General features: G+C 32.0%; 29 protein-coding genes and 2 tRNA genes. 20 read left to right on the top strand and 11 right to left on the bottom strand.

The window, feature by feature from the left end; all coding sequences use genetic code 11:
- Positions 1 to 20 precede the first annotated feature (20 nt).
- Positions 21 to 803, top strand: coding sequence for an SIMPL domain-containing protein (locus tag EU92_RS03640; protein ID WP_032514004.1), 783 nt, complete (start codon positions 21 to 23; stop codon positions 801 to 803).
- Between the two features lie 96 nt (positions 804 to 899).
- Here EU92_RS03640 and EU92_RS0109060 read toward each other — a convergent pair whose 3' ends face one another.
- The 3 genes from EU92_RS0109060 to EU92_RS03650 form a co-directional block, all read right to left on the bottom strand.
- Entirely contained in the window at positions 900 to 1,091 is a 192-nt protein-coding gene (locus EU92_RS0109060; RefSeq protein WP_032514003.1) for a hypothetical protein, read from the bottom strand.
- An 88-nt stretch (positions 1,092 to 1,179) separates the two neighbouring features.
- Positions 1,180 to 1,251: transfer RNA gene (locus EU92_RS03645), tRNA-Thr, on the bottom strand.
- Positions 1,252 to 1,261: 10 nt separating this feature from the next.
- Positions 1,262 to 1,343, bottom strand: a tRNA-Tyr gene (locus EU92_RS03650).
- A gap of 102 nt (positions 1,344 to 1,445) precedes the next feature.
- On the opposite strand from EU92_RS03650, the gene aroQ reads away from it, so the two are divergent.
- The 10 genes from aroQ to proC all read left to right on the top strand — a co-directional run bounded on the left by aroQ (position 1,446) and on the right by proC (position 8,585).
- The gene (gene aroQ / locus EU92_RS03655) at positions 1,446 to 1,886 is read left to right on the top strand and encodes a type II 3-dehydroquinate dehydratase (protein ID WP_032514002.1); all 441 of its coding nucleotides are present in this window, start codon (positions 1,446 to 1,448) and stop codon (positions 1,884 to 1,886) included.
- A complete protein-coding gene (locus EU92_RS03660) occupies positions 1,887 to 2,495 on the top strand; it encodes a tRNA-(ms[2]io[6]A)-hydroxylase (protein WP_032514001.1) in 609 nt (202 codons plus the stop codon).
- A gap of 23 nt (positions 2,496 to 2,518) precedes the next feature.
- Positions 2,519 to 3,268 carry a precorrin-2 C(20)-methyltransferase gene (gene cobI, locus EU92_RS03665; protein WP_413350487.1) on the top strand — a complete coding sequence of 250 codons (750 nt, stop codon included), beginning with the start codon at positions 2,519 to 2,521 and terminating at the stop codon, positions 3,266 to 3,268.
- The gene (locus EU92_RS03670; RefSeq protein ID WP_032513999.1) at positions 3,268 to 3,753 is read left to right on the top strand and encodes a DUF1823 family protein; all 486 of its coding nucleotides are present in this window, start codon (positions 3,268 to 3,270) and stop codon (positions 3,751 to 3,753) included. The genes cobI and EU92_RS03670 overlap by 1 nt, the downstream gene beginning before the upstream one ends.
- Before the next feature lie 73 nt (positions 3,754 to 3,826).
- Entirely contained in the window at positions 3,827 to 5,200 is a 1,374-nt protein-coding gene (der, locus tag EU92_RS03675) for a ribosome biogenesis GTPase Der (RefSeq protein WP_032513998.1), read from the top strand.
- Positions 5,200 to 6,114 (top strand): energy-coupling factor transporter transmembrane component T family protein, encoded by a 915-nt coding sequence (locus EU92_RS03680; protein WP_032513996.1) that lies wholly within the window; start codon positions 5,200 to 5,202, stop codon positions 6,112 to 6,114. Before der ends, EU92_RS03680 begins: the two co-directional genes overlap by 1 nt.
- A gap of 18 nt (positions 6,115 to 6,132) precedes the next feature.
- Positions 6,133 to 6,399 carry a PII-interacting protein PipX family protein gene (locus EU92_RS03685; protein WP_032513995.1) on the top strand — a complete coding sequence of 89 codons (267 nt, stop codon included), beginning with the start codon at positions 6,133 to 6,135 and terminating at the stop codon, positions 6,397 to 6,399.
- A 3-nt stretch (positions 6,400 to 6,402) separates the two neighbouring features.
- Positions 6,403 to 7,038: a YggS family pyridoxal phosphate-dependent enzyme gene (locus EU92_RS03690; protein ID WP_032513994.1), complete on the top strand. Its 636-nt coding sequence runs from the start codon at positions 6,403 to 6,405 to the stop codon at positions 7,036 to 7,038.
- Between the two features lie 151 nt (positions 7,039 to 7,189).
- Positions 7,190 to 7,765 (top strand): cell division protein SepF, encoded by a 576-nt coding sequence (locus EU92_RS03695; RefSeq protein WP_032513993.1) that lies wholly within the window; start codon positions 7,190 to 7,192, stop codon positions 7,763 to 7,765.
- Between the two features lie 7 nt (positions 7,766 to 7,772).
- Positions 7,773 to 8,585 (top strand): pyrroline-5-carboxylate reductase, encoded by an 813-nt coding sequence (gene proC / locus EU92_RS03700; protein ID WP_032513992.1) that lies wholly within the window; start codon positions 7,773 to 7,775, stop codon positions 8,583 to 8,585.
- On the opposite strand, the gene EU92_RS03705 is transcribed toward proC, so the two are convergent.
- The 4 genes from EU92_RS03705 to hpf form a co-directional block, all read right to left on the bottom strand.
- A complete protein-coding gene (locus tag EU92_RS03705; protein ID WP_032513991.1) occupies positions 8,578 to 9,747 on the bottom strand; it encodes a glycosyltransferase family 4 protein in 1,170 nt (389 codons plus the stop codon). The genes proC and EU92_RS03705 overlap by 8 nt on opposite strands.
- Before the next feature lie 85 nt (positions 9,748 to 9,832).
- On the bottom strand, positions 9,833 to 10,618 hold the full coding sequence (recO, locus tag EU92_RS03710; RefSeq protein WP_032513990.1) for a DNA repair protein RecO: 786 nt from the start codon (positions 10,616 to 10,618) through the stop codon (positions 9,833 to 9,835).
- Positions 10,619 to 11,278, bottom strand: coding sequence for a deoxyribose-phosphate aldolase (locus EU92_RS03715; RefSeq protein WP_032513989.1), 660 nt, complete (start codon positions 11,276 to 11,278; stop codon positions 10,619 to 10,621).
- Between the two features lie 7 nt (positions 11,279 to 11,285).
- Positions 11,286 to 11,870, bottom strand: coding sequence for a ribosome hibernation-promoting factor, HPF/YfiA family (gene hpf, locus EU92_RS03720; RefSeq protein WP_032513988.1), 585 nt, complete (start codon positions 11,868 to 11,870; stop codon positions 11,286 to 11,288).
- A gap of 44 nt (positions 11,871 to 11,914) precedes the next feature.
- Here hpf and lipB point away from each other — a divergent pair, with 44 nt between their 5' ends.
- The 5 genes from lipB (at position 11,915) to queA (ending at position 17,732) form a co-directional block, all read left to right on the top strand.
- The gene (gene lipB, locus EU92_RS03725; RefSeq protein ID WP_032513987.1) at positions 11,915 to 12,565 is read left to right on the top strand and encodes a lipoyl(octanoyl) transferase LipB; all 651 of its coding nucleotides are present in this window, start codon (positions 11,915 to 11,917) and stop codon (positions 12,563 to 12,565) included.
- Between the two features lie 27 nt (positions 12,566 to 12,592).
- Positions 12,593 to 14,536 carry an AMP-binding protein gene (locus EU92_RS03730; RefSeq protein ID WP_032513986.1) on the top strand — a complete coding sequence of 648 codons (1,944 nt, stop codon included), beginning with the start codon at positions 12,593 to 12,595 and terminating at the stop codon, positions 14,534 to 14,536.
- 38 nt (positions 14,537 to 14,574) lie between these two features.
- Entirely contained in the window at positions 14,575 to 15,018 is a 444-nt protein-coding gene (locus EU92_RS03735; RefSeq protein ID WP_032513985.1) for a YlqD family protein, read from the top strand.
- A gap of 215 nt (positions 15,019 to 15,233) precedes the next feature.
- Complete coding sequence (locus EU92_RS03740) at positions 15,234 to 16,601, top strand: dihydrolipoamide acetyltransferase family protein (protein WP_032513984.1); 1,368 nt, start codon at positions 15,234 to 15,236, stop codon at positions 16,599 to 16,601.
- A 6-nt stretch (positions 16,602 to 16,607) separates the two neighbouring features.
- Positions 16,608 to 17,732, top strand: coding sequence for a tRNA preQ1(34) S-adenosylmethionine ribosyltransferase-isomerase QueA (gene queA / locus EU92_RS03745; RefSeq protein WP_032513983.1), 1,125 nt, complete (start codon positions 16,608 to 16,610; stop codon positions 17,730 to 17,732).
- 2 nt (positions 17,733 to 17,734) lie between these two features.
- On the opposite strand, the gene cysK is transcribed toward queA, so the two are convergent.
- The 4 genes from cysK to rpsD form a co-directional block, all read right to left on the bottom strand.
- The gene (gene cysK / locus EU92_RS03750) at positions 17,735 to 18,721 is read right to left on the bottom strand and encodes a cysteine synthase A (RefSeq protein WP_032513982.1); all 987 of its coding nucleotides are present in this window, start codon (positions 18,719 to 18,721) and stop codon (positions 17,735 to 17,737) included.
- 85 nt (positions 18,722 to 18,806) lie between these two features.
- Positions 18,807 to 20,276 (bottom strand): PLP-dependent transferase, encoded by a 1,470-nt coding sequence (locus EU92_RS03755; RefSeq protein WP_032513311.1) that lies wholly within the window; start codon positions 20,274 to 20,276, stop codon positions 18,807 to 18,809.
- A gap of 3 nt (positions 20,277 to 20,279) precedes the next feature.
- Positions 20,280 to 21,443 carry a trans-sulfuration enzyme family protein gene (locus EU92_RS03760; RefSeq protein ID WP_032513313.1) on the bottom strand — a complete coding sequence of 388 codons (1,164 nt, stop codon included), beginning with the start codon at positions 21,441 to 21,443 and terminating at the stop codon, positions 20,280 to 20,282.
- A gap of 76 nt (positions 21,444 to 21,519) precedes the next feature.
- Entirely contained in the window at positions 21,520 to 22,128 is a 609-nt protein-coding gene (gene rpsD, locus EU92_RS03765) for a 30S ribosomal protein S4 (RefSeq protein WP_032513314.1), read from the bottom strand.
- Between the two features lie 101 nt (positions 22,129 to 22,229).
- Here rpsD and yidD point away from each other — a divergent pair, with 101 nt between their 5' ends.
- From yidD to EU92_RS03785, 4 genes are all read left to right on the top strand, one after another.
- A complete protein-coding gene (gene yidD, locus EU92_RS03770) occupies positions 22,230 to 22,466 on the top strand; it encodes a membrane protein insertion efficiency factor YidD (RefSeq protein WP_032513315.1) in 237 nt (78 codons plus the stop codon).
- 4 nt (positions 22,467 to 22,470) lie between these two features.
- Positions 22,471 to 22,773 carry a glutaredoxin family protein gene (locus EU92_RS03775; protein WP_032513316.1) on the top strand — a complete coding sequence of 101 codons (303 nt, stop codon included), beginning with the start codon at positions 22,471 to 22,473 and terminating at the stop codon, positions 22,771 to 22,773.
- Between the two features lie 8 nt (positions 22,774 to 22,781).
- The gene (locus tag EU92_RS03780) at positions 22,782 to 24,317 is read left to right on the top strand and encodes a UDP-N-acetylmuramoyl-L-alanyl-D-glutamate--2,6-diaminopimelate ligase (protein WP_032513317.1); all 1,536 of its coding nucleotides are present in this window, start codon (positions 22,782 to 22,784) and stop codon (positions 24,315 to 24,317) included.
- Between the two features lie 81 nt (positions 24,318 to 24,398).
- Positions 24,399 to 25,103 (top strand): SDR family NAD(P)-dependent oxidoreductase, encoded by a 705-nt coding sequence (locus EU92_RS03785; RefSeq protein ID WP_032513318.1) that lies wholly within the window; start codon positions 24,399 to 24,401, stop codon positions 25,101 to 25,103.
- Positions 25,104 to 25,114: the final 11 nt, after the last annotated feature.

The raw sequence follows: 25,114 nt of genomic DNA, 5'->3' as shown, positions 1-25,114 counted from the left end.
TACACACATACTGATAGACAATGAAAATTATTAATAGACTCAGGTCGCTGCCAGGCGATTCTCTGAGTGTTATACGCCGCACCCCGCCACTTGTTTTCGCTATGGCCGTCTTATCTCTCGGCGGATTTATAGGTGCCTCCACGGTACTTGTGAGAGGGTTTAGGATGGTTGAGAATTCCATCACTGTTACAGGTGCAAGTACTGAAAGTTTTGAGAGTGATATTGCAAAATGGTCCGTTCAGGTAAGGGCTACGGGAAAGACTCAGATCGACTCATTTAACAAGCATAAGGAGTCAATGAAAAAGACTATGAATTTCCTTAAAGCGAATGGAATTGAAGATGGTATCAAACAGGAAGTTTATCTTGGGCCGGCCAGCATCAAAGAATATGAAACCAAGCATCCCAAGACCAATGAAATCATAAGAACTGAATGGATTACATATCAGAGTATTGAAATCCAGAGCAATGATGTTCATCGTATTCAGAAGACCCACAGCAAGATAACTGAACTTCTTGGTGATGGTGTTTTAGTGAGACCAAGCTCTCCTGAATTCACTTATTCAAAGCTTGCTGATAAAAGAGTTGATATGCTCGCAAAGGCTGCAAAAGATGCACGAATCAGAGCTGAGGCTATCGCCCTTCAGGCAGGATCTGAAGTTGGTGGTCTTAAGAAAGTTAACACAGGTGTTTTTCAGATCACAGTTCCAAATTCCACAAGAGTAAGTAGCTGGGGTTCTTATGACACGACCACAATTAAGAAAGATATCACCGCCGTTATGGGGGTAACTTTTGCAGTTAAGTGATGAATTGAGGAGTCTTCTTTTTGCCTTTAAGGATCATCAGCAAAGGTAATCCAATAAGCATCAGACTTCCATCAATTAATAAGAAAGTATTTAGGTTCATTTATCTATTTTTTCTGGGGTATCCCAAGTTAGGGGTATCCCTTTTTTAACTGGGTCTTTTTTCATGTCAGCCATATCTTTCTTGATTTTGTAGTAGTAGGCCAACTCTTCTGGATCATCAGAACCCAAACCATAATTCATGGTAGCTGCAAGATAAATTCTATGCATCCGGTATGACGATAGTGGCATTACTTAAGACAAACTTTATCAAATATATATGAATTTAAGTCAAAATGCTGATCTCTGAGATCACAGTTTTACCAGCCTATCCCTCGAGTGCCCTCGTCGGGACTTGAACCCGAGACCTCTCCCTTACCAAGGGAGTGCTCTACCGCTGAGCTACAAGGGCAATTTTAAAGTGGGCCGGGTTGGATTTGAACCAACGTAGGCAGAGCCAGCGGATTTACAGTCCGCCCCCTTTAACCACTCGGGCACCGACCCCCACTCTTTGAACTTATCAGTTAATGGTCACTTTGTGTGAAAATGTTTTGGTTTTTTTGTTTCTTTCTAGATAGCATTTATGTAGAAAAGATTTTATTACTGATGAATATATTATTAATAAATGGACCAAATTTAAATCTATTGGGAACTAGAGAACCCGAAATATATGGTAATAAAACGTTGAATGATATTGAAAAAGATTTAATTAAAGTTGCCAAAGATAAAAGTATTAATCTTAAATGTTTTCAAAGTAATCACGAAGGAGAAATAGTTGATAAAATTCATGATTCTGTTAACAAAATTCAAGGTATTCTTATTAATGCTGGCGCTTTTACTCATACCTCCATTTCTATTCGAGATGCTTTAATTGGATCAAAAATTCCATTTGTAGAATTACATATTTCAAATATTTTTAGTAGAGAAGATTTTCGTAAAGAATCTTTTCTAACTGATAAAGCTATAGGGATAATTAGTGGATTCGGGATATCCAGTTATTCTTTGGCTCTTGATGGAATAATTGAATATTTAAGAAGTAAAGATTAAATGCTAGTTGATTTTAAAAGGCCTTCTTCTCAAATAAAATATTTATCCTCATCGACCTCAGATGAGTGGATCAAACTCGCTTTATCTAATCCAATAGAGATTCTTATTGACCATGCTCACTGCGAGCGAAAAGCTGCAGGTGTAGCTGTTCAATTAATGTTTAGATATCCTTCTGAACCAAATTTAGCAGAAGTTTTAAGTCCAATCGCACGAGAGGAATTAGAACATTTTGAAAAAATACTCTATTTTTTGAAGGATCTTGGCTATTCTCTCAAGGCTTTAAAACCTCCTCCATATGGTTCTGAATTGGCTAAGAAAATAAGAAAAGAAGAGCCTAATAGAATGCTTGATAGTTTCTTGATTGCAGGGCTGATTGAAGCAAGAAGTCATGAAAGATTAGGATTGCTTGCTCTGAATTCTAAAGACGAATCTTTTCAAGTGCTTTATGAGTCTTTGCTTGAGAGTGAGGCAAGACATTTTGGAATTTATTGGAAGCTTGCGCAAACTAAATTTTCTAAAAATCAAACTTTCAAAAGGTTAGAGGAATTGTCTGACATTGAGTCAAAAATACTCGCTGAGACTTTTTTTATGCCAAGAGTCCATAGTTAGAAATAATCAAATTAATAATGTTAATGAAAAATTTTTTAACAGCATTTTCAGGTTATAAAATTGATTCTCCATCATTTACTATCGTTGGTGTTGGCCCAGGAGATCCATCGCTTTTAACAATTGCGGCTGTAGATGCAATCAAAAAAGCAAAAGTTATAGTTTTCCCAGTTTCAGATTATAATAAAAAGAGTTTTGCCGCAGAAATAGTCAAAAAATATACCAAATTTAAAAAAAATATATCTATTATTTTCCCAATGGCTAGGAGGGATTTTGATCCTGATGAAATATGGTCTAATGCTGTAGAGAAAATTGTGAAATTTATACAAAATGGTGAATCAGTGGTTTTACTTTGTCTTGGAGATACTTCGCTATTTGCAAGCTCTTCAAATATTTTGAGAATAATAAAAAATACTTATCCCGAAATCATGACCAAAACTATACCTGGTATTTCTTCTCTTTCAGCAGCGGCAGCCTTGAATGATTTTGATTTAGTTAAAAAAGGAGAGACCTTGATAATCAAAGAATGCCCTTCTTCAAATTCAGAATTAACATCCCTTATAAGGGAAAGTAAAGGTAAAAAAACTGTTTTAGCAATTATGAAAGTTGGGAAAAGATGGAATTTAGTAAGAGAAATCTTAAAAAAAGAGGATATTATTAATAAATCACTTATTGCTTTAAGTGTTGGTATGCCTAATCAAATTATTCAATATGCACCTCAATATACAAAGGACTTCATGCCGTATTTCTCTTTGATTTTGATAAGGTTTGATTAATGAGTAAAAAGGAAAATTTCATAAGAAAAAAATTTACATGGCCAATATGTAAGAAACTATTATTGCTCGTTCTCGAGGATAAAGTTAGTGATGTTTTTGTTTGTGAATTAGTCTGGGAAAGACTTTTTTACACTAGAGAAAAAAATACGAATGATTGGATTTTTAGTGAATTAACTCCTTCTTTTTGGTCAGAAAAATTCGTAAAAGCTCCTAAAATCATTTCAGAGCGAATAGCATCAGTACATTTGACCCGATCAATTCCAAAGGAGCATAAAAAGGGATTGAAAAATTTTCTTAATTTTAAAGGTTATAAAATTAACGAACTTTATCCAAGAAGGACTAGAAGAGCAACCGCCGTAAATTGGTTAATTTATTGGTCTATTGAGTCAAATTCTTTTTCTATTAAAGAAGATAAGCTTCCTGCAGTTTCTTCTCCTTCTGTTAATCCAGCAAAAGGACATTTAGGTGATCCAGAAATCAAATAAATTTTTTGAGTAAGGTAAATGGTTATATTAAAGGTATAGTTGTAATGGAAACTAATTTCTTTGGAGAGAAGAATTGATTCTCCCTACAATAGCAATTATAGGAAGACCTAACGTAGGGAAATCAACCTTGGTCAATCGTCTTTGCCAAAGTAATGATGCAATTGTTTTTGATAAACCTGGTGTTACGAGAGATAGAACTTATCAAAATGCGTCATGGGGAGGCAGAGAATTTCAAATAGTTGATACTGGAGGTTTAGTTTTTGATGATGATAGTGAATTTCTACCTGAGATAAGAACTCAAGTTTTCTTGGCTTTAGAAGAGGCTTCACTCGCCTTACTTGTGGTAGATGGAAACCAAGGTGTTACTGATGGTGATTTATCAATAGCAAAATGGTTAAGAAACTCAAGCTCTAAAACAATTGTTGCTGTTAATAAATGTGAATCAACTACTCTTGGAATCTCTTTGGCTTCAGAGTTCTGGAAATTGGGATTGGGAGAACCTTACCCAGTTTCCGCTATTCATGGTTCAGGCACTGGGGATCTTTTAGATCTCGTTATTGGCGAACTTCCTGAAAATAATATTCAGGTTGAAGAAGAAAAGATAATGATGTCAATTATTGGCAGGCCAAACGTTGGTAAATCTAGTTTGTTAAATTCAATCTCTGGAGAAAAAAGAGCAATAGTTAGTGATATTAGTGGAACGACAACTGATTCAATAGATACTCTTATAAAAAAAGGGGATAATCAATGGAAAATTGTTGATACTGCAGGTATTAGAAGAAAGAAAAATGTTAAATATGGGACTGAATTCTTTGGGATTAATAGGGCTTTTAAATCTATTGATAGAAGTGATGTTTGTGTTTTAGTTATAGATGCTATAGATGGAGTAACTGATCAAGATCAGAAGTTGGCAGGGCGAATAGAAGAACAAGGGAGAGCTTGTATAATTGTTGTTAATAAATGGGATCTTGTAGAAAAAAATAGTTCAACAATTTATCAAGTAGAAAAAGAACTTAGATCTAAACTTTATTTTTTACACTGGTCAAAAATGATTTTTATATCGGCCCTAACTGGACAAAGAGTTGAGAATATTTTTGAACACGCTCTTAATGCTGTTAATCAACATAGAAGAAGAGTTACAACATCTGTGGTTAATGAAGTGCTGACAGAGGCAATTAGTTGGAAGAGTCCTCCAACTAAAAGAAGCGGAAAGCAAGGTAGACTTTATTACGGCACACAAGTAAAGAATCAGCCTCCTACCTTTACTCTTTTTGTAAACGACCCTAAATTATTTGGAATAACATATAGAAGATATATTGAAAAACAAATCAGATTAAATTTAGGCTTTGAAGGTACACCCCTAATTTTACTTTGGAGAGGGAAGCAACAAAGAGCATTAAATAAAGAAGTAGAAAAGGAAAATATTGAGCTAATTCAAAAAGATTGATGAATATACTCACTAGATTTTCAGTTGGTCAATATGTTTACGGCAATAGAAGTTGGCTAAGAATTATAGATAGTAGATTAAAAATAATTGTAATAATGATATTTCTAATTACTCCAATTTGGGCAGGTCCTATATGGAGATTGAGTTTAGTGGGTTGTTTACTATTAATTACTTTTTTAAGTTTATTGCCATCTAGAGTATGGTGGCGATCATTGTGTTTGCTATCTTGCTTATCATTATTCATTGGGTTTATATCAATACTTGCTTCTTTTGATATTCAATCTATTGATAGCTCTTTAAGAAATCCCAACGAATTAGAAGTAGTGTTGGAAAGCTATAAAAATTGGGATATTCTGCAAATCCCTTCGCAGAGGGTGTTTTTTATAGATTTTGGCCCTTATAATTTCTCAAGAAAAGCCTTTGAATTAGGGATAAAAACCTCAACTTTGATATTTACTGTTATTCATAGTGTTAATTTGATGCTTTTAACTACTTTACAAGAAGACATTGTATGGGGATTAAGTTGGTTTCTTTATCCATTAAGAAAAATAGGATTACCAATAAGTAAGTGGCTTTTTCAATTATTAATTGCATTACGTTTTATTCCTTTAGTGCAGGAAGAATTTCAAAATATAATTAAGTCAGTTTCAGTTAGAGCAATAAATTTTCGAAATTTAGGATTTAAGAAATCCTTTAATCTCATATTAATTTTAGTGGAAAGGTTATTTCAAAATATATTCTTGAGAATTGATCAAGGTGCAGAGTCTTTGCTCTCTAAGAAAAAAATTATTATTAAAACCAATAGATTTAGAACTTCTTATCCTTCAAAATTTCTCAATGTAATTGTTAATACATTAACCATATGTTTTATTCTCATAGCAATTTTTCTTAGAAAACTGTATGGTGCATTATAAATAATACATTATTTTAGTTTGAGTTCCGAGCGTTATTTAAACCATCCAACATTTGGAATGTTGTATCAAGTCTCTCCTGGAAATGATGGGAGAGATATTTATGCGACACTATATGCCCAAAAAATGTTTTTTTTAGTAGAAATTAGACAAAGAGAAGTTTTTTTTGAAGTCATACCTTATTTAGATGCTCGTAATCAGGCTGAATTGAACCTTCAAAGAGCTAGAAGAACAGTATCTGAAGATCTACTTAAATGGGAGAATCTATTCACACAAACTTTCTTATAAAAGGTGAACCCTTCAAATTATTTAAAAATAAAAAATAAAATCCCACCAAATGTAAACATACTAGCTGTAAGTAAAGGATTTAAAAGTCAAGAAATAAAGACTATTCAAAGAATAGGTCAAAATGATTTTGGAGAGAGTAAGTTTCAAGAGGCTTACGAGAAGCAATTTATCCTTAAAGACCTTAAACAAATAAAATGGCACTTTATTGGACGAATACAAAGTAATAAAATAAGAAAGATCGTCCAAAATTTCAACTATATACATTCGGTAGATTCATTTGAGAAGTTGCAAAAGATTTCTAATATTTCAGGTGAAGAGAAGAAGAATCCATTCATAATGTTGCAGGTTAAGTTGAGTGATGATCCAACTAAAGGAGGTTTTAATCCTGAACTTTTAATAAAGAAATGGAGTGAAATTCAAGAACTAAAAAATATCAGATTAACTGGTTTGATGACGATTAATCCTAAAGGGCTTAGATCCAAAGAAAATTTAGAATTGTTTAAAAAATGCCGTTCCCTAGCTGATTCAATTCAACTTCAAGATTGTTCAATGGGAATGTCGGGGGATTGGGAGGAAGCTATTGAAGCAGGATCAACATGGTTAAGATTAGGATCATTAATTTTTGGAGATAGATCCTGATTAGTAATTTTTTTGTAAAAATCTTATCTATAAACTTGCAGTAAACTTCAACTAACGTTATCTAAGTATAGGTAGTTTATTCATTTAAAAAATGAATCTATTACTTAAGGTTCTTATACCTTAGTAATCAATTTTTAAGAGGATTTAAAAGGTGTCACTTATTTCTAGATTAAAGGCAGTTGTTGCAGGTGATGAGTATCTCGATGATGATTTTGATGATTTGGATTATGCATCAGAGGATGAACTTAATGATATTAATGATTTTAAGCAAAATCAAAGAAATTCAAATACCCTTGCAAATTCAAATCCATTCGATTTTATGAATAACAATAGATCATCAAAAGTGGTTGGGATGCCAGGTATTTCTAATTCAACCTCAGAGGTAAGCTTAATGGAACCAAGAAGTTTTGATGAGATGCCTCAAGCAATACAAGCATTAAGAGAAAGAAAAACAGTAATTCTTAATTTAACCATGATGGATCCTGATCAGGCTCAAAGAGCGGTTGATTTTATTGCTGGAGGGACATATGCAATAGATGGACATCAAGAAAGAGTGGGTGAAAGTATTTTTCTATTTGCTCCAAGTTGCGTAAATGTAACTAGTTCTTCCCCTGAAGAGGCTTCTCCTTCTAATGTGCCTACAGAAAATAAACCAAAATATAGTTTTGGAAAAAATACTGCTCCTGAACCAGCATGGGGTGATTCTAGATTAACTGCTCATTCATGATTAATCTGTGACTGAAGAAATTGCGATTATTGGTTTTGGAAATATTGCAAAAGCTATTGTTACTCCTTTATTAGATAAAAAATTAATTCAGCCAGATAAGGTTCATTGTGTTGTAAATTCAGAAAAAAGTTTAGAAAATATAAAAAAAAATTATAAACATAACATAGAAGTCTATAAATCAGGTTCTATTGATTCAAAAAAAATTTGGGATTGTCAATTTAAACTTCTTTCGGTAAAACCTCAACATCTTCAAAATATAATTGAAGGCGACAATATAAAAAACAAGGACAATTTATTAGTATCAATTCTTGCAGGAGTTTCAATAAATAAACTTACTCAAAAATTTCCTAACCATAAATGTGTGAGGGTTGTTACTAATATTCCTATAACTGTTGGAAAGGGTTTAACAGGAATTGCTTGGGGTGAAAAAATTTCAAAAGATCAGGAAAAATTTACAAAAAATTTATTTGAAAGTACTAGTAAGATTTACGATTTTACTGAAGATTATCTTGATATATTTTTAGCTTTAACTTCTTCAGGCCCTGCGATTATTGCTTTAATTATTGAATCATTAAGTGATGGAGGATTAAGTGGAGGATTACCAAAAATACTTTCAGAAGAACTTGTAATGGAGATGATACTAGGGACTATAAGTTTAATTAAAGAAAAAAAACTTACTACTTCTGAGCTTAAAAATTTAGTAACCTCACCTGGTGGAACAACTATTTCTGCTTTAAGGGTTTTAGAAAAAAAGAGTGTAAGATCAGCATTAATTGAATCTATAGTTTCAGCTAGAAATCGAAGTAAAGAGTTTAATTAGTTTTTAAATTCTCTTTTAAGCTTTTATAAACTTTCTCCAGATAATTTATATTTTTAGTAATTGTATATCTTTCAATAACTCTTTCTCTAGCTTTTTTGCCGAGATCTTTTGTAAATGAGGGGTGTTCTACCAGAATCGGGATTATAGTTTTTAGTTGTGCAGCCACATTTTCAGTTGAAATTACTATTCCTGCGCCTTTATCTAATACTTCACCATCAGCGCCGGCATCAGTTGCTACACATGCAGTGCCAGTAGACATCGCCTCTAAAAGTGATAATGACAAACCCTCTACTAAGCTTGGTAAGAAAAATACTTCTGCTATTTGCATTATCGCTACCCTAGTTTCTAAATCTAATTCGGCACCCCACCAAATTAATGTATCTTTACTTAGGTTTGAAAAACTATTTTCAAGTGTTGGCTTCATTGGACCATCACCAACAATAAGTAATTTGCAATTATTGTGTTTTGTTTGGCGCCAAGAACGTAAAAGTGCTTCGATATTTTTCTCATTGGCAATCCTTCCCATATATAAAAAGATTCTTTCATTGCCAAGTTTATTTTTTACCTGATCATATTTTTTATTTTTTTCGCCAAAAGGTTTCCAAATATTTTCATCAACGCCGTTTGGAATAATTATTTGTTTTTCTTTAGGTACTCCTAATTTCTTGAGAACATTTTTTTGAGGCTCAGAAAATATAATTATTTTATCGAACTTTGATAAAGAGGGAGCATATAGTTGATACGTTAATTGTTGAGTGCTCGCAGTTAAATTTCTATTTTTTGCATCAAATGGTGGGTGAAATGTTCCTATAAGTGGAACATTAATTTCCTTGCAAAGCTCTGGAAGTCTAAAGTCTAAAGGAGATAAAGTTAGACTTGCATGAACTATATCAGGTTTTAATCTTTCCAATGATAGCCTTAGCTCTTTTTCTGCTCGTGGGGAGGGTATTGTATAAACCTGGGACTTAATTAAATATGGGAGACTTACATCAGGATCATTTGCCAGAAATAATGGTTTTGATGAATTTGAACTAGAGGGATTGTCGAAATGAATAAAACTAATTTTATGCCCTCTAGCCTTTAATTCCTCAGTAGTTGAATTACCATAAGTTACATTTCCACAAAAAGGGGATTTTTTACCTAACCAGGCAATATGAACCACATTAATTGAATTAACTATTTATTAAGTTAACAGTCAGAGTCCCCAAGATCATAATTTTAAAATTTATTAATGGTTCATGAAAAAGCTAACTATATATTTCTCTAAGCATTTTTAGTGAAGATAGATCTTTTTCTAGTTGAGCAGCTATCCAAGTTTCAATAATAATTAATATTTTAAGCCAAACTTTTTTAGGCCCTAATAGTTGTCCATTAGATTTTATTGGTAATTCGGGGAAAAGAAGTCTCTGTAATAGTGCAACTTCAGACGCATTTATTTTTAGATAACTTTGAGGATCTTCTCTGGATGAGAAACCTTCACTTGGCAAATAATAACAACTCCATTCCCAATTTCCTAAAGGCGGATTAATAGGTTCTCCCGTTTTACAACAATGATGAATTGGTAAATTAATGCCCCCGATGGCTAATAGATGGATTAAAGATTGAATACTCATTGAGAGCATTTTAATATCCTCTTCTTTAGATTCTTCATATAAATAAATCCTGTCAAGATGTGCAAGAACACAAGATAAATAGTTGTGTTGCTTGTCATTATTACCCACTAATAAAAATGTTAATTCAGTTATTGCTTGGGCTGCTGCAAGGCATTCAATATTTTTCCCCAGACTAGAATAGCTTTTTAATATTTTAATTTGACGAACAGATTTAAGATTTCTTTTGCCAAAAATCTGCAGATTTAAATATGTTAATGGAGTAGCTGCGGCAAGACTACTTTTTGGACGCCTAGCACCAGGTACCGCTAATCGAACAATCCCTTGTTCATCGGTGAGAATAGTTATTAATCTATCATTCTCGCCTAATGGAGAAGCTTTAATACACAGACCCTCTAGTCTGCACTCACCAGAACCAGTCATTTAAATAACTTTTACTTCTTGAAAAATCTCACAAAAATTAGAAGTTCCCACGCAACTAATTCCATTATCAAACAAATCAATAACTTGTGTCAGTTTTTTTATACCACCTACAACTTTGATTTGATTTTGGGAGCCTGTTATTTTTAGTATTTCGGCGACATCATTGGATGTTATTGGTGGCCCAAACCCGTCTCCGAATTGAAAATTTTTTATTCCTAATTCCAAAGATATTTCTATCGCATTATACAAAACTTCTTCTTGAAGTTTTGATTTATTTATGATTATTGAAACTGGTAATCCAGATAACTTAACTTGCTCAATTTCAGCAGCGAAAGTTTCTAAATTTCTTTTGGATAAATTGATAAAGTTTGGGATATATTCAATGCCATTTGCACCATTATCTTTTGCAAAACAAACTAATTCTTCAATAAATGAGACTGGTAAATCTGCTAAAGGATAAGAAATGAGTGCGTTTATGTTTGCGCTGTAATTACTCAAACGATTTTTAAAATTAGCTAAAAAATTCAGTGAAGTTGAAATATTCTTGATATTATATTTTTTTATTAAATCGCAATTCGCACAGAAATCTTCCCAGGTTAGATAGGGGTTAATAATAATTGCATGAATTTTCTCGTTTAATTCATATTCAATATTGGGCATTTAAAAGTTATTTAGATTGAATCAGTCCATAACCCCCATGATTCCTCTTATATATAACTTGAAGTTCATTATTTTTTTTGTTTCGAAAAACATAAAAATCATGATCAATTAGATCTAATTGTTTTCTTGCTTCTTCTAATGAAATTGGAGTCATTTCAAAGTATTTATTTTTTATAGATGGCTCAGGCAGACTTGCTTCCATTCCTTCTTTAAGTAAAGCTTTATCTGAAAATCTTGATTCAGTATTTTCAATTTGGAAATACTCTTTATTTTTAAATTGATTTTTATGAATTGTTTTATTGTTTCTTTCTTTGTATTTACGTAATTTTCTACAAAGTTTATTTGAAACCAAATCAATGCTTGAATATAGATTCTCAGTTTTTTCTTCAGCTCTAATTACAGTACCATTTGCAAAAATTGTAACTTCTGCAGTTTGAAACGAGACTCTTGGATTCTTTTCTATTGAAAGGTGTATTTCGGCTTCTTTAACGATATCCTTATAGTGATGTGTTGCTTTTTCTATCTTTGCCTCAGTATATTCCTTTAATGCTCCAGTGAGCTCAAGATTTTTCCCATGGATTAAAATTTTCATAACAAATCTAAAAATATTTACTTACTTTCTAAATCTACTTAAATATGGTTAATAGAACAGCAATAATTAAACAACCTGATAAAATTTCTTTTTTCAAGGATGTTTATAAATTACAAAAAGAATATCAGGAGTCATTGATTTTAGATAACTCTAAAGCTAATTTTATTTGGATAGGGGAGCATGAACTCTGTTATACGTTGGGTAGAGGATCTAACTACGATAATCTATTATTTTCTCTTAATGATAATAAATATGATGTTTTTAAGATTGATAGAGGTGGTGAGGTTACTTGTCATATGCCAGGACAATTAGTGATTTACTTGGTTTTAGATTTGAAAAATTTTAATAAAGATTTAAATTGGTATTTAAGAAAAATTGAAGAAATAATTTTAAGAATTCTTAGAACTTTTAATATAGATTGTCACTCTAGAAAAGGTTTTACTGGTGTTTGGATAGGAAATAAGAAAATTGCTTCTATTGGAATTGGGTGTAAAAGATGGATTACGATAAATGGATTTTCAATCAATTTTGACTGCGAATTAGAAAATTTCAATAAAATTGTTCCCTGCGGAATAGAGAATTGTCTTATGGCAAATATGATTGATTACAACAAAAATTTAGATATCAAAGAAGTCAAGAGAATTGTTAAAAAAATCATTCAGGAAGAATTTAATTTTGATTTTATATCAAAATAGTAATTAAAATTCTAAAATCAATTTAATATGGGTGATTTAGCTTATTGGCCTTCTGCCAAAACTCTTTCTAAAAAAGATAAATTTGCTAAAAATAGAGATTTTATTGAGAACCTTAATCATATAGATCAAATTTGGGAAAATTTAAAATTTAAATGTGGTGATACTTTAGCTGTTTGCGATTTAAGAGGGAAACATAAAGAAAAATTCTCTTATTCTGAGCTGGCTGATTTAATAACAAAAGTCTCTTTTTCTTTTGAAAAATATGGGTTAGTAAAGGGGGATGTAGTTACTGTAATATCTGAAAATTCTCCAAGATGGCTATTAGTAGATCAAGGCTTAATGCGTTTAGGAGCTATAAATGCAGTGAGAGGTATTAATTCTCCTTCAGTAGAATTAGATTATATTGTTGAGCACTCTAATTCAGTAGGTCTAATAGTTCAATCTAAGGAGATTTGGCTAAAATTAAACAATAAAGAAGAATTAAAAAAAAGACTTAAATTTATAATCAATTTAGAAGATGAACAATTTGAAAGTTTAATAAGTTGGAGTCAATTTATAAGTGCAGTAGAAAAAGAAAGTTCACAAATTAATAATATTGAAAAATTTAATCCAGAAATTAATGATGTTGCTACTATTCTTTACACCTCTGGGACAACAGGAAAACCTAAAGGAGTCCCTTTGACTCATGCAAATTTTTTACATCAAATAATTAATTTAGCTTATATCGCTGATCCAGAACCTGGGACCTCTGTATTAAGCGTTTTACCTATCTGGCATTCTTATGAGAGGACTGCTGAATACTTCTTTTTTTCATGTGGTTGTTCTCAATACTATACAATTCCAAAATTCCTGAAAGATGATATTACACAAATAAAACCTGTTGTCATGGCCACTGTACCAAGACTATGGGAGGCAATACATGATGGTTTTTTTCAGGCGTTGAAAAAAATACCTACTAATAAGCAAAAGCTTATTAAGTTTTTGATAAGTAATAGTGCAGTTTTCAAAAAAAGTCTAAGAAAGATAAGAAATTTAGATATCAATCAAATAACTTTTAAATCAAAAATCCCCTTACTGGTTTCTGTTATTGCCAGATATCCTTTACATAAATTGTCGACTATTTTTTTATGGCCGAATATTCTTAGACAACTATGTGGAGAAAAACTGAAATTTCCTATTAACGGGGGAGGTGCATTGCCAGAACATGTGGATCTTTTTTTTGAATCATTAGGTGTAGATGTTTTGGTGGGATATGGACTGACAGAAACAAGTCCAGTATTAACTTGTAGGAGAAGAGAATTAAATGTTAGGGGATCATCTGGTCAGGCTTTAGCATTTACAGAAATTAAAATAGTTAATGATGATAAAAAAAAGATTCTGAAGTTCAGAGAAGTCGGAAAAATTCTTGTTAAGGGACCACAAGTAATGAAAGGTTATCTTAATAATGAATTAGCTACAAAAGATGTTTTATCAAAAGATGGTTGGTTTGATACTGGTGATTTAGGTTTTCTCATACCAAATGGTTCTCTTTTTATAACAGGAAGAGCCAAGGATACAATAGTTCTATCAAGTGGTGAAAATATAGAACCAAATCCGTTAGAAACTGAAATCCTTAGTTCTGAATTTATTAATCAGGTTCAACTAGCGGGACAAGATAAGAAATGTTTAACAGCCCTTGTAGTGCCGAATATTGAATTGGTTAAAAATAAGTTCTTTGAAGAAGACCTTTCAAAATTAAACCTGAATAAGAGTATTGGTATATTTTTTAAATCGCAAATCAATATTTTGCTTAGAGCTCGATCAGGAGCAAGATCAGAAGAACAAATATTAGATTGTTATTTTGTAGATGCTTTTACTTTAGAAAATGGTTTGTTAACACAAACTCTTAAACAAAAAAGAAAAGAAATAGAAAAAAAGTATTCATCTCAAATAGAAAATATGTATGAAAACAAATTTAGTAAGAAAATTTGATTTGTTCTATCTATATTTAAAAGGTAATTTAATTTTTTATGGAAACAAAAAACTCAATATCGATAAAACGCTCCATAGCTATTAAAGCTATAGTTACACCAACTTGGAAGGAGGATGCTGAAAAAGAATTAAGCAAAGCAATTTCAAACATTGACCAGCAATTATCTCAACTTGAACAAGAGGGGCAACAAATAGTAAACAATATTAGATCCCAGTCTGTTAATCCTTTAGATCCAAGGGTTCAAGAACAGGTTAGTCAGGTGCAACAACAAGTTGCAGCAAAACGTAATGAAATTGAAGAACAAAAAAGAAATCTACTTCAACAACAGAGTCAAGTTCGCGAATTAAAGATGGATGATATTGTTGATCAAGGACAAGTGGATAGTTTCTGTGATGTCTCTGTGGGGGAAAATCTTATTGAAAAAATGCAAGTCTCAATAACTGTTAAAGATGGAGTTATTCAATCTATAGATAATATTTAAAGAAAAGATTTTGTATTCTTGATAAAAATAAATCTTAGTCGATAAAACTTCTGAAATTTAATCGATCTGAATTATTAATATTTTTACTTTTTAGAGTTTCCACAAAGAACTTGATTTCGTATAATAAGTACAGGTTTTTAAAGGGCGTCTAATCTGACAATTTTTAGAAACTTGGGTAGAAAGTTCCTTAAAACCATTGCTATAAATTCTTGCTTATGTCACACGAAATATTTATGCCGGCCTTGAGTTCTACTATGACGGAGGGCAAGATTGTGGAATGGTTGAAAAATCCAGGAGATAAGGTTGAAAGAGGTGAATCTGTCTTGGTTGTTGAATCTGACAAGGCAGATATGGATGTTGAATCTTTTCAAGATGGATATCTTGCGGCAGTTTTAATGCCTGCTGGCAGCACTGCACCAGTAGGAGAAACTATTGGTCTTATTGTCGAAAATGAGGATGAGATAGCCTCTGTTCAAGAACAAAATAAAGGAAATCAACCCAAAGTCTCTACTTCAAACCAACTTGAATTGGTAAGCAATAAAACTGAAGAAAAACAAGTAGTCCAGACTGAAAATATCAAAAAAGAAGTAGAAGAAGTCGTCTTAAAGAGTGAAAAGCCAAAACCATCTTTTAATAGCGATCAAATTAATGCCGCTACAAGTAATTTTTCTTCGAGGATAATTGCATCTCCAAGAGCTAAAAAACTAGCCTCTCAAATGGGTGTTGATTTAGCAAAGGTTCATGGATCTGGCCCTCACGGAAGGATTCAAGCCGATGATATTTTAAAAGCTAATGGCCAACCTGTCTCCATACCATGGATAGGCGAAGGTGGTTCTCCTATAAGTATTACTGGTTCAAATTTGGGAGTTGAAAGTAAACCAGAAACTTCAGGAAATAGTTTTGGTAATCCTGGAGAAACAGTTCAATTTAATACTCTTCAAAAAGCAGTAAATAAAAATATGGAATCTAGTTTAGATGTTCCATGTTTTAGGGTGGGATACTCTATCAAAACAGATAAATTAGATAATTTCTACAAAAAGGTAAAACAGAACGGAGTGACTATGACTGCTTTACTTGTAAAGGCAGTTGCAAAGACACTAAAGAAACATCCTCAAGTTAACTCAAGTTTTTCAGAAAATGGAATTTCTTATCCAGAAAATATAAATATTGCTGTTGCTGTCGCGATGGAAGATGGTGGACTAATAACTCCAGTATTAAAAGAACCATGCAATACTGATTTATTTGAATTATCTAGGGAATGGAAAGATCTCGTAAAAAGATCAAGATCAAAACAATTAGAACCTGATGAATACTCAACGGGAACATTTACCTTATCCAACCTTGGTATGTTTGGTGTTGATAGATTTGACGCAATACTACCCCCAGGGACCGGTGCCATCTTAGCAATAGCATCATCGAAACCAACAGTTTTAGCTAATAGTGATGGTTCAATATCTGTTAAAAAAATAATGCAAGTAAATCTAACAGCTGATCACAGAGTAATCTATGGAGCTGATGGTGCTTTATTCTTAAAAGACTTGGCTTACCTGATTGAAAATAAGCCAGAGACACTTGTATCTTAAATTTAATTGATTTCTCAAATTGATAATGAAGAAAGAGATTATAAGCTTGAAGCTTATGATTACTTTCTTGAACCTTCATTAATTGCTAGTAAACCTTCTGCAATAAGGCATGAATCAAGATTGATGATAGTTAGAAATAGTGTTTTAGAAGAGAACTGCTTAACTAATAAATTAACCAAGAATCTTTTAGATGAATTTAGAAAAGGCGATCTTGTAGTTGTAAATAATACTAAAGTAATGAAGGCAAGGTTAAAGGTTGAATTAGAAAATAGGAAATTAGTGGAATTATTAGTCTTAGAAAGATCCTATGAATGTGTTTGGTTATGTTTGGCAAAGCCAGCGAAAAAGTTAAAAATAAATAGAAAATTAAAATTAAAATCTCCTTCTGAACAAGATATTAATTTGATGGTTCATGGTGTTGATGAAGAAACTGGAGGGAGATTTATTAAATTTCCGGAAAATATAACTGATCTTAATTCAATGAATAACCTTCTTGATAAATACGGGGCAATCCCTCTACCTCCTTATATAAAAAATTCCGAAGAAGAATCTTTTCATGAGAAAAGTTATCAAACTCAGTATGCAACTAATCCTGGGGCAGTTGCAGCGCCAACTGCTGGCTTACACTTAAGCAAAAGTCTTATTTCCAATCTAAAAAAAAAAGGAGTAATAATCTTATCAATAACTTTGCACGTGGGTTATGGAACATTCAAACCAATTGATCAAGAAGATTTAAGTAACTTAAAACTTCATAAAGAATGGGTAAGTGTTAATAAGGAAGTAGTGGAGGAAATAAAAAGAATAAAGAAAACAGATAGAAGAATAATTGCTATTGGGACAACTAGCGTAAGAGCTCTTGAAAGTTGTTATTCTTACGAAATTAATGACTTTATTCCCATAGCCAAGTACGTGGATTTAGTAATTAAGCCAGGTTATAAATTTAAGGTAGTTGATGGATTATTAACTAATTTTCATCTTCCTAAAAGTTCATTATTACTATTAGTAAGTGCAATGATTGGTAGAGAAAGATTATTAGATTTGTATAAAAAAGCCATAAAAGAAAAATTTAGATTTTTCTCTTATGGCGATGCTATGTATATTTCTCCAGATTCATTACTGGAGAAAAAATAGTTTTAGGCTTTGGCTGGTTCTTGAATGATTCCGCTTGGAACTTCAGTAAACATAATTGATGATAAATATCTCTCTGCTAAATCAGGTAGAACAACTACGATGGTTTTCCCTGCATATTCATCTTTTTCAGCTAATCTAACAGCAGCAGCAGCAGCAGCACCACAAGATATTCCAACTAATAGACCTTCTTCTTTTGCTAATCTCAGAGCCATCTCGATTGACTCGTCATTTGTTACCTGTTCAACCTTATCAACAATTGACAAGTCCAGGTTCTTAGGAATAAATCCTGCTCCAATTCCTTGAATTTTATGTGGTCCAGATTTAACCTCTTCTCCATTCATTGTTTGTGTAATAACAGGACTATGTGAGGGTTCTACAGCTACAGAAGTAATATTTTTGCCCTTCTCTTGCTTAATGTATCTTGAAACTCCTGTAATTGTGCCGCCAGTTCCAACCCCTGCAACTAAAACGTCAATTTCACCATCGCAATCATCCCAGATTTCTGGTCCAGTAGTTTTGAAATGAATTTCAGGGTTTGCTGGATTATCAAATTGACCTGGCATGAAATATTGAGAAGGATTACTTTCTGCAATTTCTTTAGCCTTAGCTATTGCTCCAGGCATACCTTTAGATGCCTCTGTTAAAACAATTTCAGCACCCAACACTGCCATAACCCTTCTTCTTTCAATTGACATGGATTCAGGCATTGTAAGGATGAGTTTATAACCTCTTGCTGAAGCAGTAAAAGCTAAAGCAATTCCTGTATTTCCAGAAGTTGGCTCAACAATGGTTTTGTCTTTTGTAAGCTTCCCGCTTTTCTCAGCATCCCAGATCATGTTTGCACCAATCCTACATTTGACACTATAAGCAGGGTTTCTACCTTCAATTTTTGCGAGTACTGTAGCTTTCGCGTTTTTAGTAACTGATTTCAATTTTACTAATGGAGTGTTTCCAATAGCAAAACTGTTGTCCTCATAAATTTTTGCCATTTATATATTGAGAAATTATATTTTAATACTAACTATTATTCAGAAAAAGAGTATAAAAGTTTCTACAAGGTAAATACTAGGAATTTTAGAAATTATTTAGTGCTTCAGAAAAGATTTTCCATAATTGATCTTGGTCTTCTAATCCAACTGATACTCTAATAAGGTGCGATGGTATACCAAAACTTTCAGCCCAATCCAACTCGTCATAATGAGCTAGTAAAACATAAGGACAAACTAGAGTAAATTTTGTACCTAAACTTGGCCCTTTAGATACTTGAAGAGAATCATAAAATTTTTTAACCTTGTTCAGGCCTCCATTTAATTCAAACGATAATAAGCAGCCGTATCCTCCACCAGAAGTAAGTAAAGAATTAAAATTTGGACAATTTTCAGGATGGAAAATATTTTTAATTTCGCTATGGTTCTCTAATCTTTTTTTTAATTCTAAACATGCTTTATTTTGTTCAAAAACTCTTTGATTTACATCTCTACTAACTTTCTCAAGATAAACTATATCTCCATCGGAAAGTATTGGAAGATTAATCTCGGTTAATGCATTTCTAAGCTGATCAATCCATTTGCTTTTTGGATTTAGTATTAATGATCCGGCAAGAATATCACCACTGCCTGAAAAAATTTTTGTAAGTGAAGTAAAAACTATATCTGCATATTCTAGGGAATTTATATTTAAATTCGAACCAATTGTATCGTCAACAATTAAGGGAATTTTTAACTTTTTTGCTATTTGTGAAATTTTTTTAATGTTTACACATTTGAGCATTGGATTACTTGGAAGTTCAACAATTAATGCTGATGGATTTATTCTTTTGATTTCTAATTCAATATCCGCGCAATTTTCTTCAGTTATTAAATTGGCTCCATGAAAGATATTCATTGGTAATTTAAGTACATCTACATATGGAAAACCAATTTGGAGTGTTGGTTTGGCTGGAAATAATTTATATATGATTTCTAATGATGTATGCAATGCAGACATTCCAGATGAAGTTAAGTGAATATCATTAGAGCTAATTTTTGTAGATTTAGAAATTCTATTTTTTATTCTTTGAGAACATTCATTTACGTAAGATTTTGGAGGGCAATCTTCAAGACCTATTGCTATAGCAGCAGCTCTTGAAGATAAACCAAGACCAGTATGTTGCCAAAAATATTTTGCATAAATACTTCCTTCTTTTTCAGTTATTAAGAAAGCTAAATTATCTCTTTTTTCTATTAATGAGAATTGTTCAGAAGTATTTCTATCAATGTATTTTTTTGCTTTAAAAGCTATGCTTTCATTCGGATATGGCCAGATACTTTTATTGTTGCAGTAATTTTCCTTTTTTACTTTTTCGCATAATCTTTTCACTATGGGGTTTAGCCCGAAACGTGGGTAAATGGACTTCAATAAATTCATGCATTCTTGATTTTTTTTCTCGTAATTTATTACATCTTTCCAAGTTGGTAATGCTACAGAAACGGCATGAATACTATCAGGAATTGCATATCCCAACTCTAAATTTTTCCATATAGGGTTTTTAAGTAAATCTCTCAATTTTCAGAATTTATTTAAAGCGAATAAAAGGTCCGAGATTAAATCGTTTGTATCTTCACATCCAATTGATAATCTTACAAGAGCATCATCTATCCCTAGTAGATTTTTTGTTTTGTTATCAACAGAAGCATGAGTCATTGTTGCGGGGTGACAAATTAAACTTTCAACTCCTCCAAGGCTTTCTGCTAGCGAGAAATATTTGAGAGATTTGCAAAATTTAAAAGTATCCTCTTTATTTAAATTTAATTTTAGGGTGATCATCGAACCTCCAGATTCCATTTGCGATTTTGCTAAATTAAATTGCGGATGTTCTTGATTAAAAGGGTAAATTACTTTACTAATTATTTTATGATTCTCTAATTCTTCAGAAATAAATTCTGCACTTTGAGTTTGTTGTTCAATTCTTAAAGGAAGAGTTTTTACTCCTCTCGTAATTAGCCAACTATCAAAAGGAGATGGTTGAAGCCCGAGTGCTTTTTGAGAGAAAAGCATCTTACTATTCCAGACCTCATTATTTGTCAGTACTGCCCCACCAAGTGCATCACTATGCCCATTAATGAATTTTGTTGTGCTTAAAAGCGATAGTGTTGCACCAAGGTTCAATGGTTTTTGAATAAGTGCTGTAGAAAAGGTGTTGTCTACAACTACTGGTATTTGAAGTTTATTCGCTTCATCACAAATCGCCTTGATATCAAGTACTTTCAAAAGTGGATTAGTTGGACTCTCTAGCCATATCAAGGTTGGCTTGAAGTTTGAAATCTTTTTGATATTATTTTTGTTTGTAAAATCTGTGTATAAAACTTCTAGTCCAAATTTCTTGAAAATTTTTTCGAACATCCTCACTGTACAACCATAGAGATTTGACTCGCAGAGGATCTTGTCGCCTGATTTTAGTGTTGATGTAATTGCAGTTACCGCGCTAATTCCAGATCCAAAAACTGTACAGTATTTAGAATCTTCTATTGATTTAAGTATTTTTTCTAGAATTCTAAAGTTTGGATTACCTGATCTGGTGTAGTCGAAATTATCTTTATTTCCATGTTTGAAAGTAGATGTAGAAAAAATAGGAGGCATAATGCATCCAGTATCTTCTGCAAAAGTTTCTCCATGGTGAATAGATAAGGTCTTAACACCAGGCTTTTTAATATTAGTTTTCTTATTTCCCATTATTTTTAAAAATAAGAATTAGGTTAAATCTCTCATTTTTTAAATGAGGGATTTAATAATCCAAAGAAAAGTTTTATTAAACTTTTCTTGAATAATATTCAACAACTAGTAGTTCGTTTATTTCAAGAGCCACCCACTCTCTATCGCATTTCCCATTTATTTTTCCCGTTAATTTGGGTTTATCTAAATCAATATGTGGGGGGACATTTGCTAATCCAGGGAATTCTATATTGCCTTCTACAAGTTTTTTGCTTGCTTTGTTTTCTTTAATTCCAATTATATCGCCTGATTTGCATTGATAACCAGCGATATCAAGAACTTTTCCATTAACAGTTACATGGCCATGATTTACTAATTGTCTTGAGCCTGGAATGGTACCCGCAAAACCTAATCTAAAACAAACATTATCTAACCTGTTTTCTAAAAGTCTTAGTAGGTTAGTTCCTGTAGATCCTTCTTGAGCTCTGGCTTTTTTTACGTAACGTACTAGTTGTTTTTCAGAAACTCCATAATTAAACCTAAGTTTCTGCTTTTCTTCTAGACGAATTGCATATTCTGATCGCTTGCGACGGGCTTGGCCGTGCTGACCTGGAGGATTAGACTTCTTTGAAGCTTTCCTGGTGAGACCTGGTAGTTCTCCCAAGCGACGCGTAACCCTTAATCTGGGGCCGCGGTATCTTGACATAATTTTAATTTAAATAGAAAATTGCAATAACAATAAATTGGATAATTGATTAAATTCAATTAAGCTAAATTATTACTGAAATATTATTTTACATCATTAAAGTGTTCAAAACTATTAATAAATCAATTACTTCTATACTTCTTTTTTTGATTTCGTTCTATCAAAAGTGGTTTTCTCCTTTTTTCGGACCAAGATGTAGATTTATTCCAAGTTGCAGCTCTTATGGATACGAGGCAATTACTAGACATGGACCTTGGAAGGGAGGATGGTTAACTTTAAGAAGAGTAAGCAGATGTCATCCTTTAACTCCCTGTGGATGCGACCCTGTACCAGATTAAATGAATGAAAATATATATTTTTGTAAGGCAGGGATGTTGCCTTTGTGATTCATTAAAAAACAAACTGGCAAAAATAAATCTTAATGAGTTATTCCCCAATTTAGAAGGGCTTAAAGAAATTGATATTGATAGGGTCGATTTATATAAAGATAAATATAAAAAATATGATTATGAAGTACCTGTTATTGCTGTTGAAGGAATTAGGTCCAAGGAATTTATAGAATTGCCTCGTATTTCTCCAAGATTAAAAGATGATCAATTAAAGAATTGGTTTCAAAAAAATATTAATACCATTCTGAAGAAATAATTTTTTTTATGAGATCTATAAAATTACATAAACTCTTAGATTTGGTAGGAATTATTCCTTCATTAGATTTAATCGATCATGAAATCAATAATATTTCTTTTAACTCTAAAGAAGTACAAAAAGGAACTTTATTTTTAGGAATGCCTGGTTTAAATGTTGATGGAGGAAAATATTGTATTGAGGCAATTGAAAATGGTGCAGAAGCTGCCATTATTGGCCCTGCTGCACAACAGAAAATTGGATCTATTAATCGAGAAAGGATTTTGGTTATAGAGGATAATTTAGATTATATTTTTGGTCAAATAGTCGCTGAGTTTTGGAATAGGCCTTCAAGAAAACTTAAACTTATTGGTGTTACGGGTACAAATGGAAAAACGACAATTACTTTTTTATTGGAATATCTTTTAAAAAAATTAGGGAAAAAGACTGCATTATTTGGGACCTTGTTCAATAGATGGCCAGGCTTCTCTGAAGTGGCTTCTCATACAACTGATTTCGCTGATAAACTACAAAAGAAATTAAATGCTGCTGTTGAGGCAGAATCTGAATTCGCGATATTAGAGGTAAGTTCTCATTCTATTGCTCAAAACAGGATATCAGGCTGCGAATTTGAGGCGGCTATTTTTACTAATTTAACTCAAGAACATCTAGATTATCACTCAGATATGGAATCTTATTTCCAAACAAAAAGAAAATTATTTTTCCCACCTTACTTAATAGAAAAGGATGGAATTTCTGTATTAAATCATGATGACCCTTGGATATCTAAATTATCATCTGATATTGAAAAAGGATCCTCATTAGTCTCGACAAAGATTACTGACAGTGAATTTGAAAATGATGATTTATTTTTCGTAACAGATAAAAAATTTACTGAAAGTGGCTCCACCTGTATTTTTCATACACCTAAGGAAAAAATTAAACTTTTTGTTCCACTTGTTGGTGAATTTAATTTAATGAATGCGATTCAAGCAATAACAATTTTGTATAAACTTAATTTCTCTTTAAAAGATTTATCAAAGTTAATACAATCTTTCCCTGGTGCTCCTGGGAGAATGGAGAAAATAGAAATTGATAATGATGACGTTTCAAGATCACTCCCAACAGTAATTATTGATTATGCCCACACACCTGATGGATTAAAAAAAGTTTTGCAATCAATTAAAAAACTTTGTAAAGGGAAACTAATTACTGTTTTTGGCTGTGGAGGAGATCGAGATCGTAGTAAAAGGCCTTTAATGGGATCAATAGCTGAAGAGTTTTCTGATCACGTGTTTATAACTTCAGATAATCCAAGATCAGAAGAACCGCAAAAGATTGTAAATGATATTTTGGTGGGTATAGAAAAAAGAGAAAAAATAACAATTGATATTGATAGATTTAAAGCAATAAATGAATCTATCAAATTTGCTAATAAAGAAGATATTGTTTTAATTGCAGGGAAAGGACATGAAGACTATCAAATTCTCTATGATAAGGTGATTGATTTTGATGATAGAAAAATAGCTCAAAAATTATTGCAAGAAAAAAGTAAATATAAATAAAATTTTCTAATCAAATTAGATAGATCTTTACGCAAATCACAAGAAAAGTTTCTTAGAATCGAGTAAATAATTTTTAATAAGATGAAAGGGTTAGCCTTAATCGTAGGCGCAGGTGGAATTGGAACGCAAATAGCTAAAGATTTGAGTGAAAGTGAAAAAGATTTAGATGTTTTTTTGTGTGGAAGAAAAAGCGAATTTAATTCTTTTTGGGAATTAGATATAGAGGATACTCAATCACTTTTGCAGTTGAAAAATAAAATAGCAAATCATCCTTCAAAATTAAGACTAGTCATTAACGCTACAGGAAGACTTCATAGTGATGCTCTTCAACCAGAAAAAAGATTACAACATCTTGATAAAAAAAATATGATGGAAAGTTTTTCAATAAATGCGTTTTCTCCAATTTTATTAGCTAAAACTATTGAAGAATTTATACCAAAAGATATTGATTTTAATTTTGCAAGTATAAGTGCAAGAGTGGGAAGCATTGGAGATAATCAAACTGGAGGTTGGTATTCATATAGAGCTGCAAAATCTGCCCAAAATCAGTTTTTAAAATCTTTAAGTATTGAGTGGGCTAGACGTTTCCCAAAGGCTACTATTACATTGCTTCATCCAGGAACAGTAGATACTGGTTTATCTAGACCTTTTCATAAATTTGTCCCAGAACATAAATTATTTACTAAAGAAAAATCATCCCAATTTTTGATCAATATTATTAAAAAACAAACTCCAGAATCTACTGGAAAATTTATTGCATGGGACAGCTCGGAGATACCTTGGTAAACTAAATTTTA

This window comes from Prochlorococcus marinus str. MIT 9107, assembly GCF_000759855.1.
GTDB lineage: Bacteria > Cyanobacteriota > Cyanobacteriia > PCC-6307 > Cyanobiaceae > Prochlorococcus_A > Prochlorococcus_A marinus_N.
This window is presented reverse-complemented; position numbering and strand designations above follow the sequence as displayed.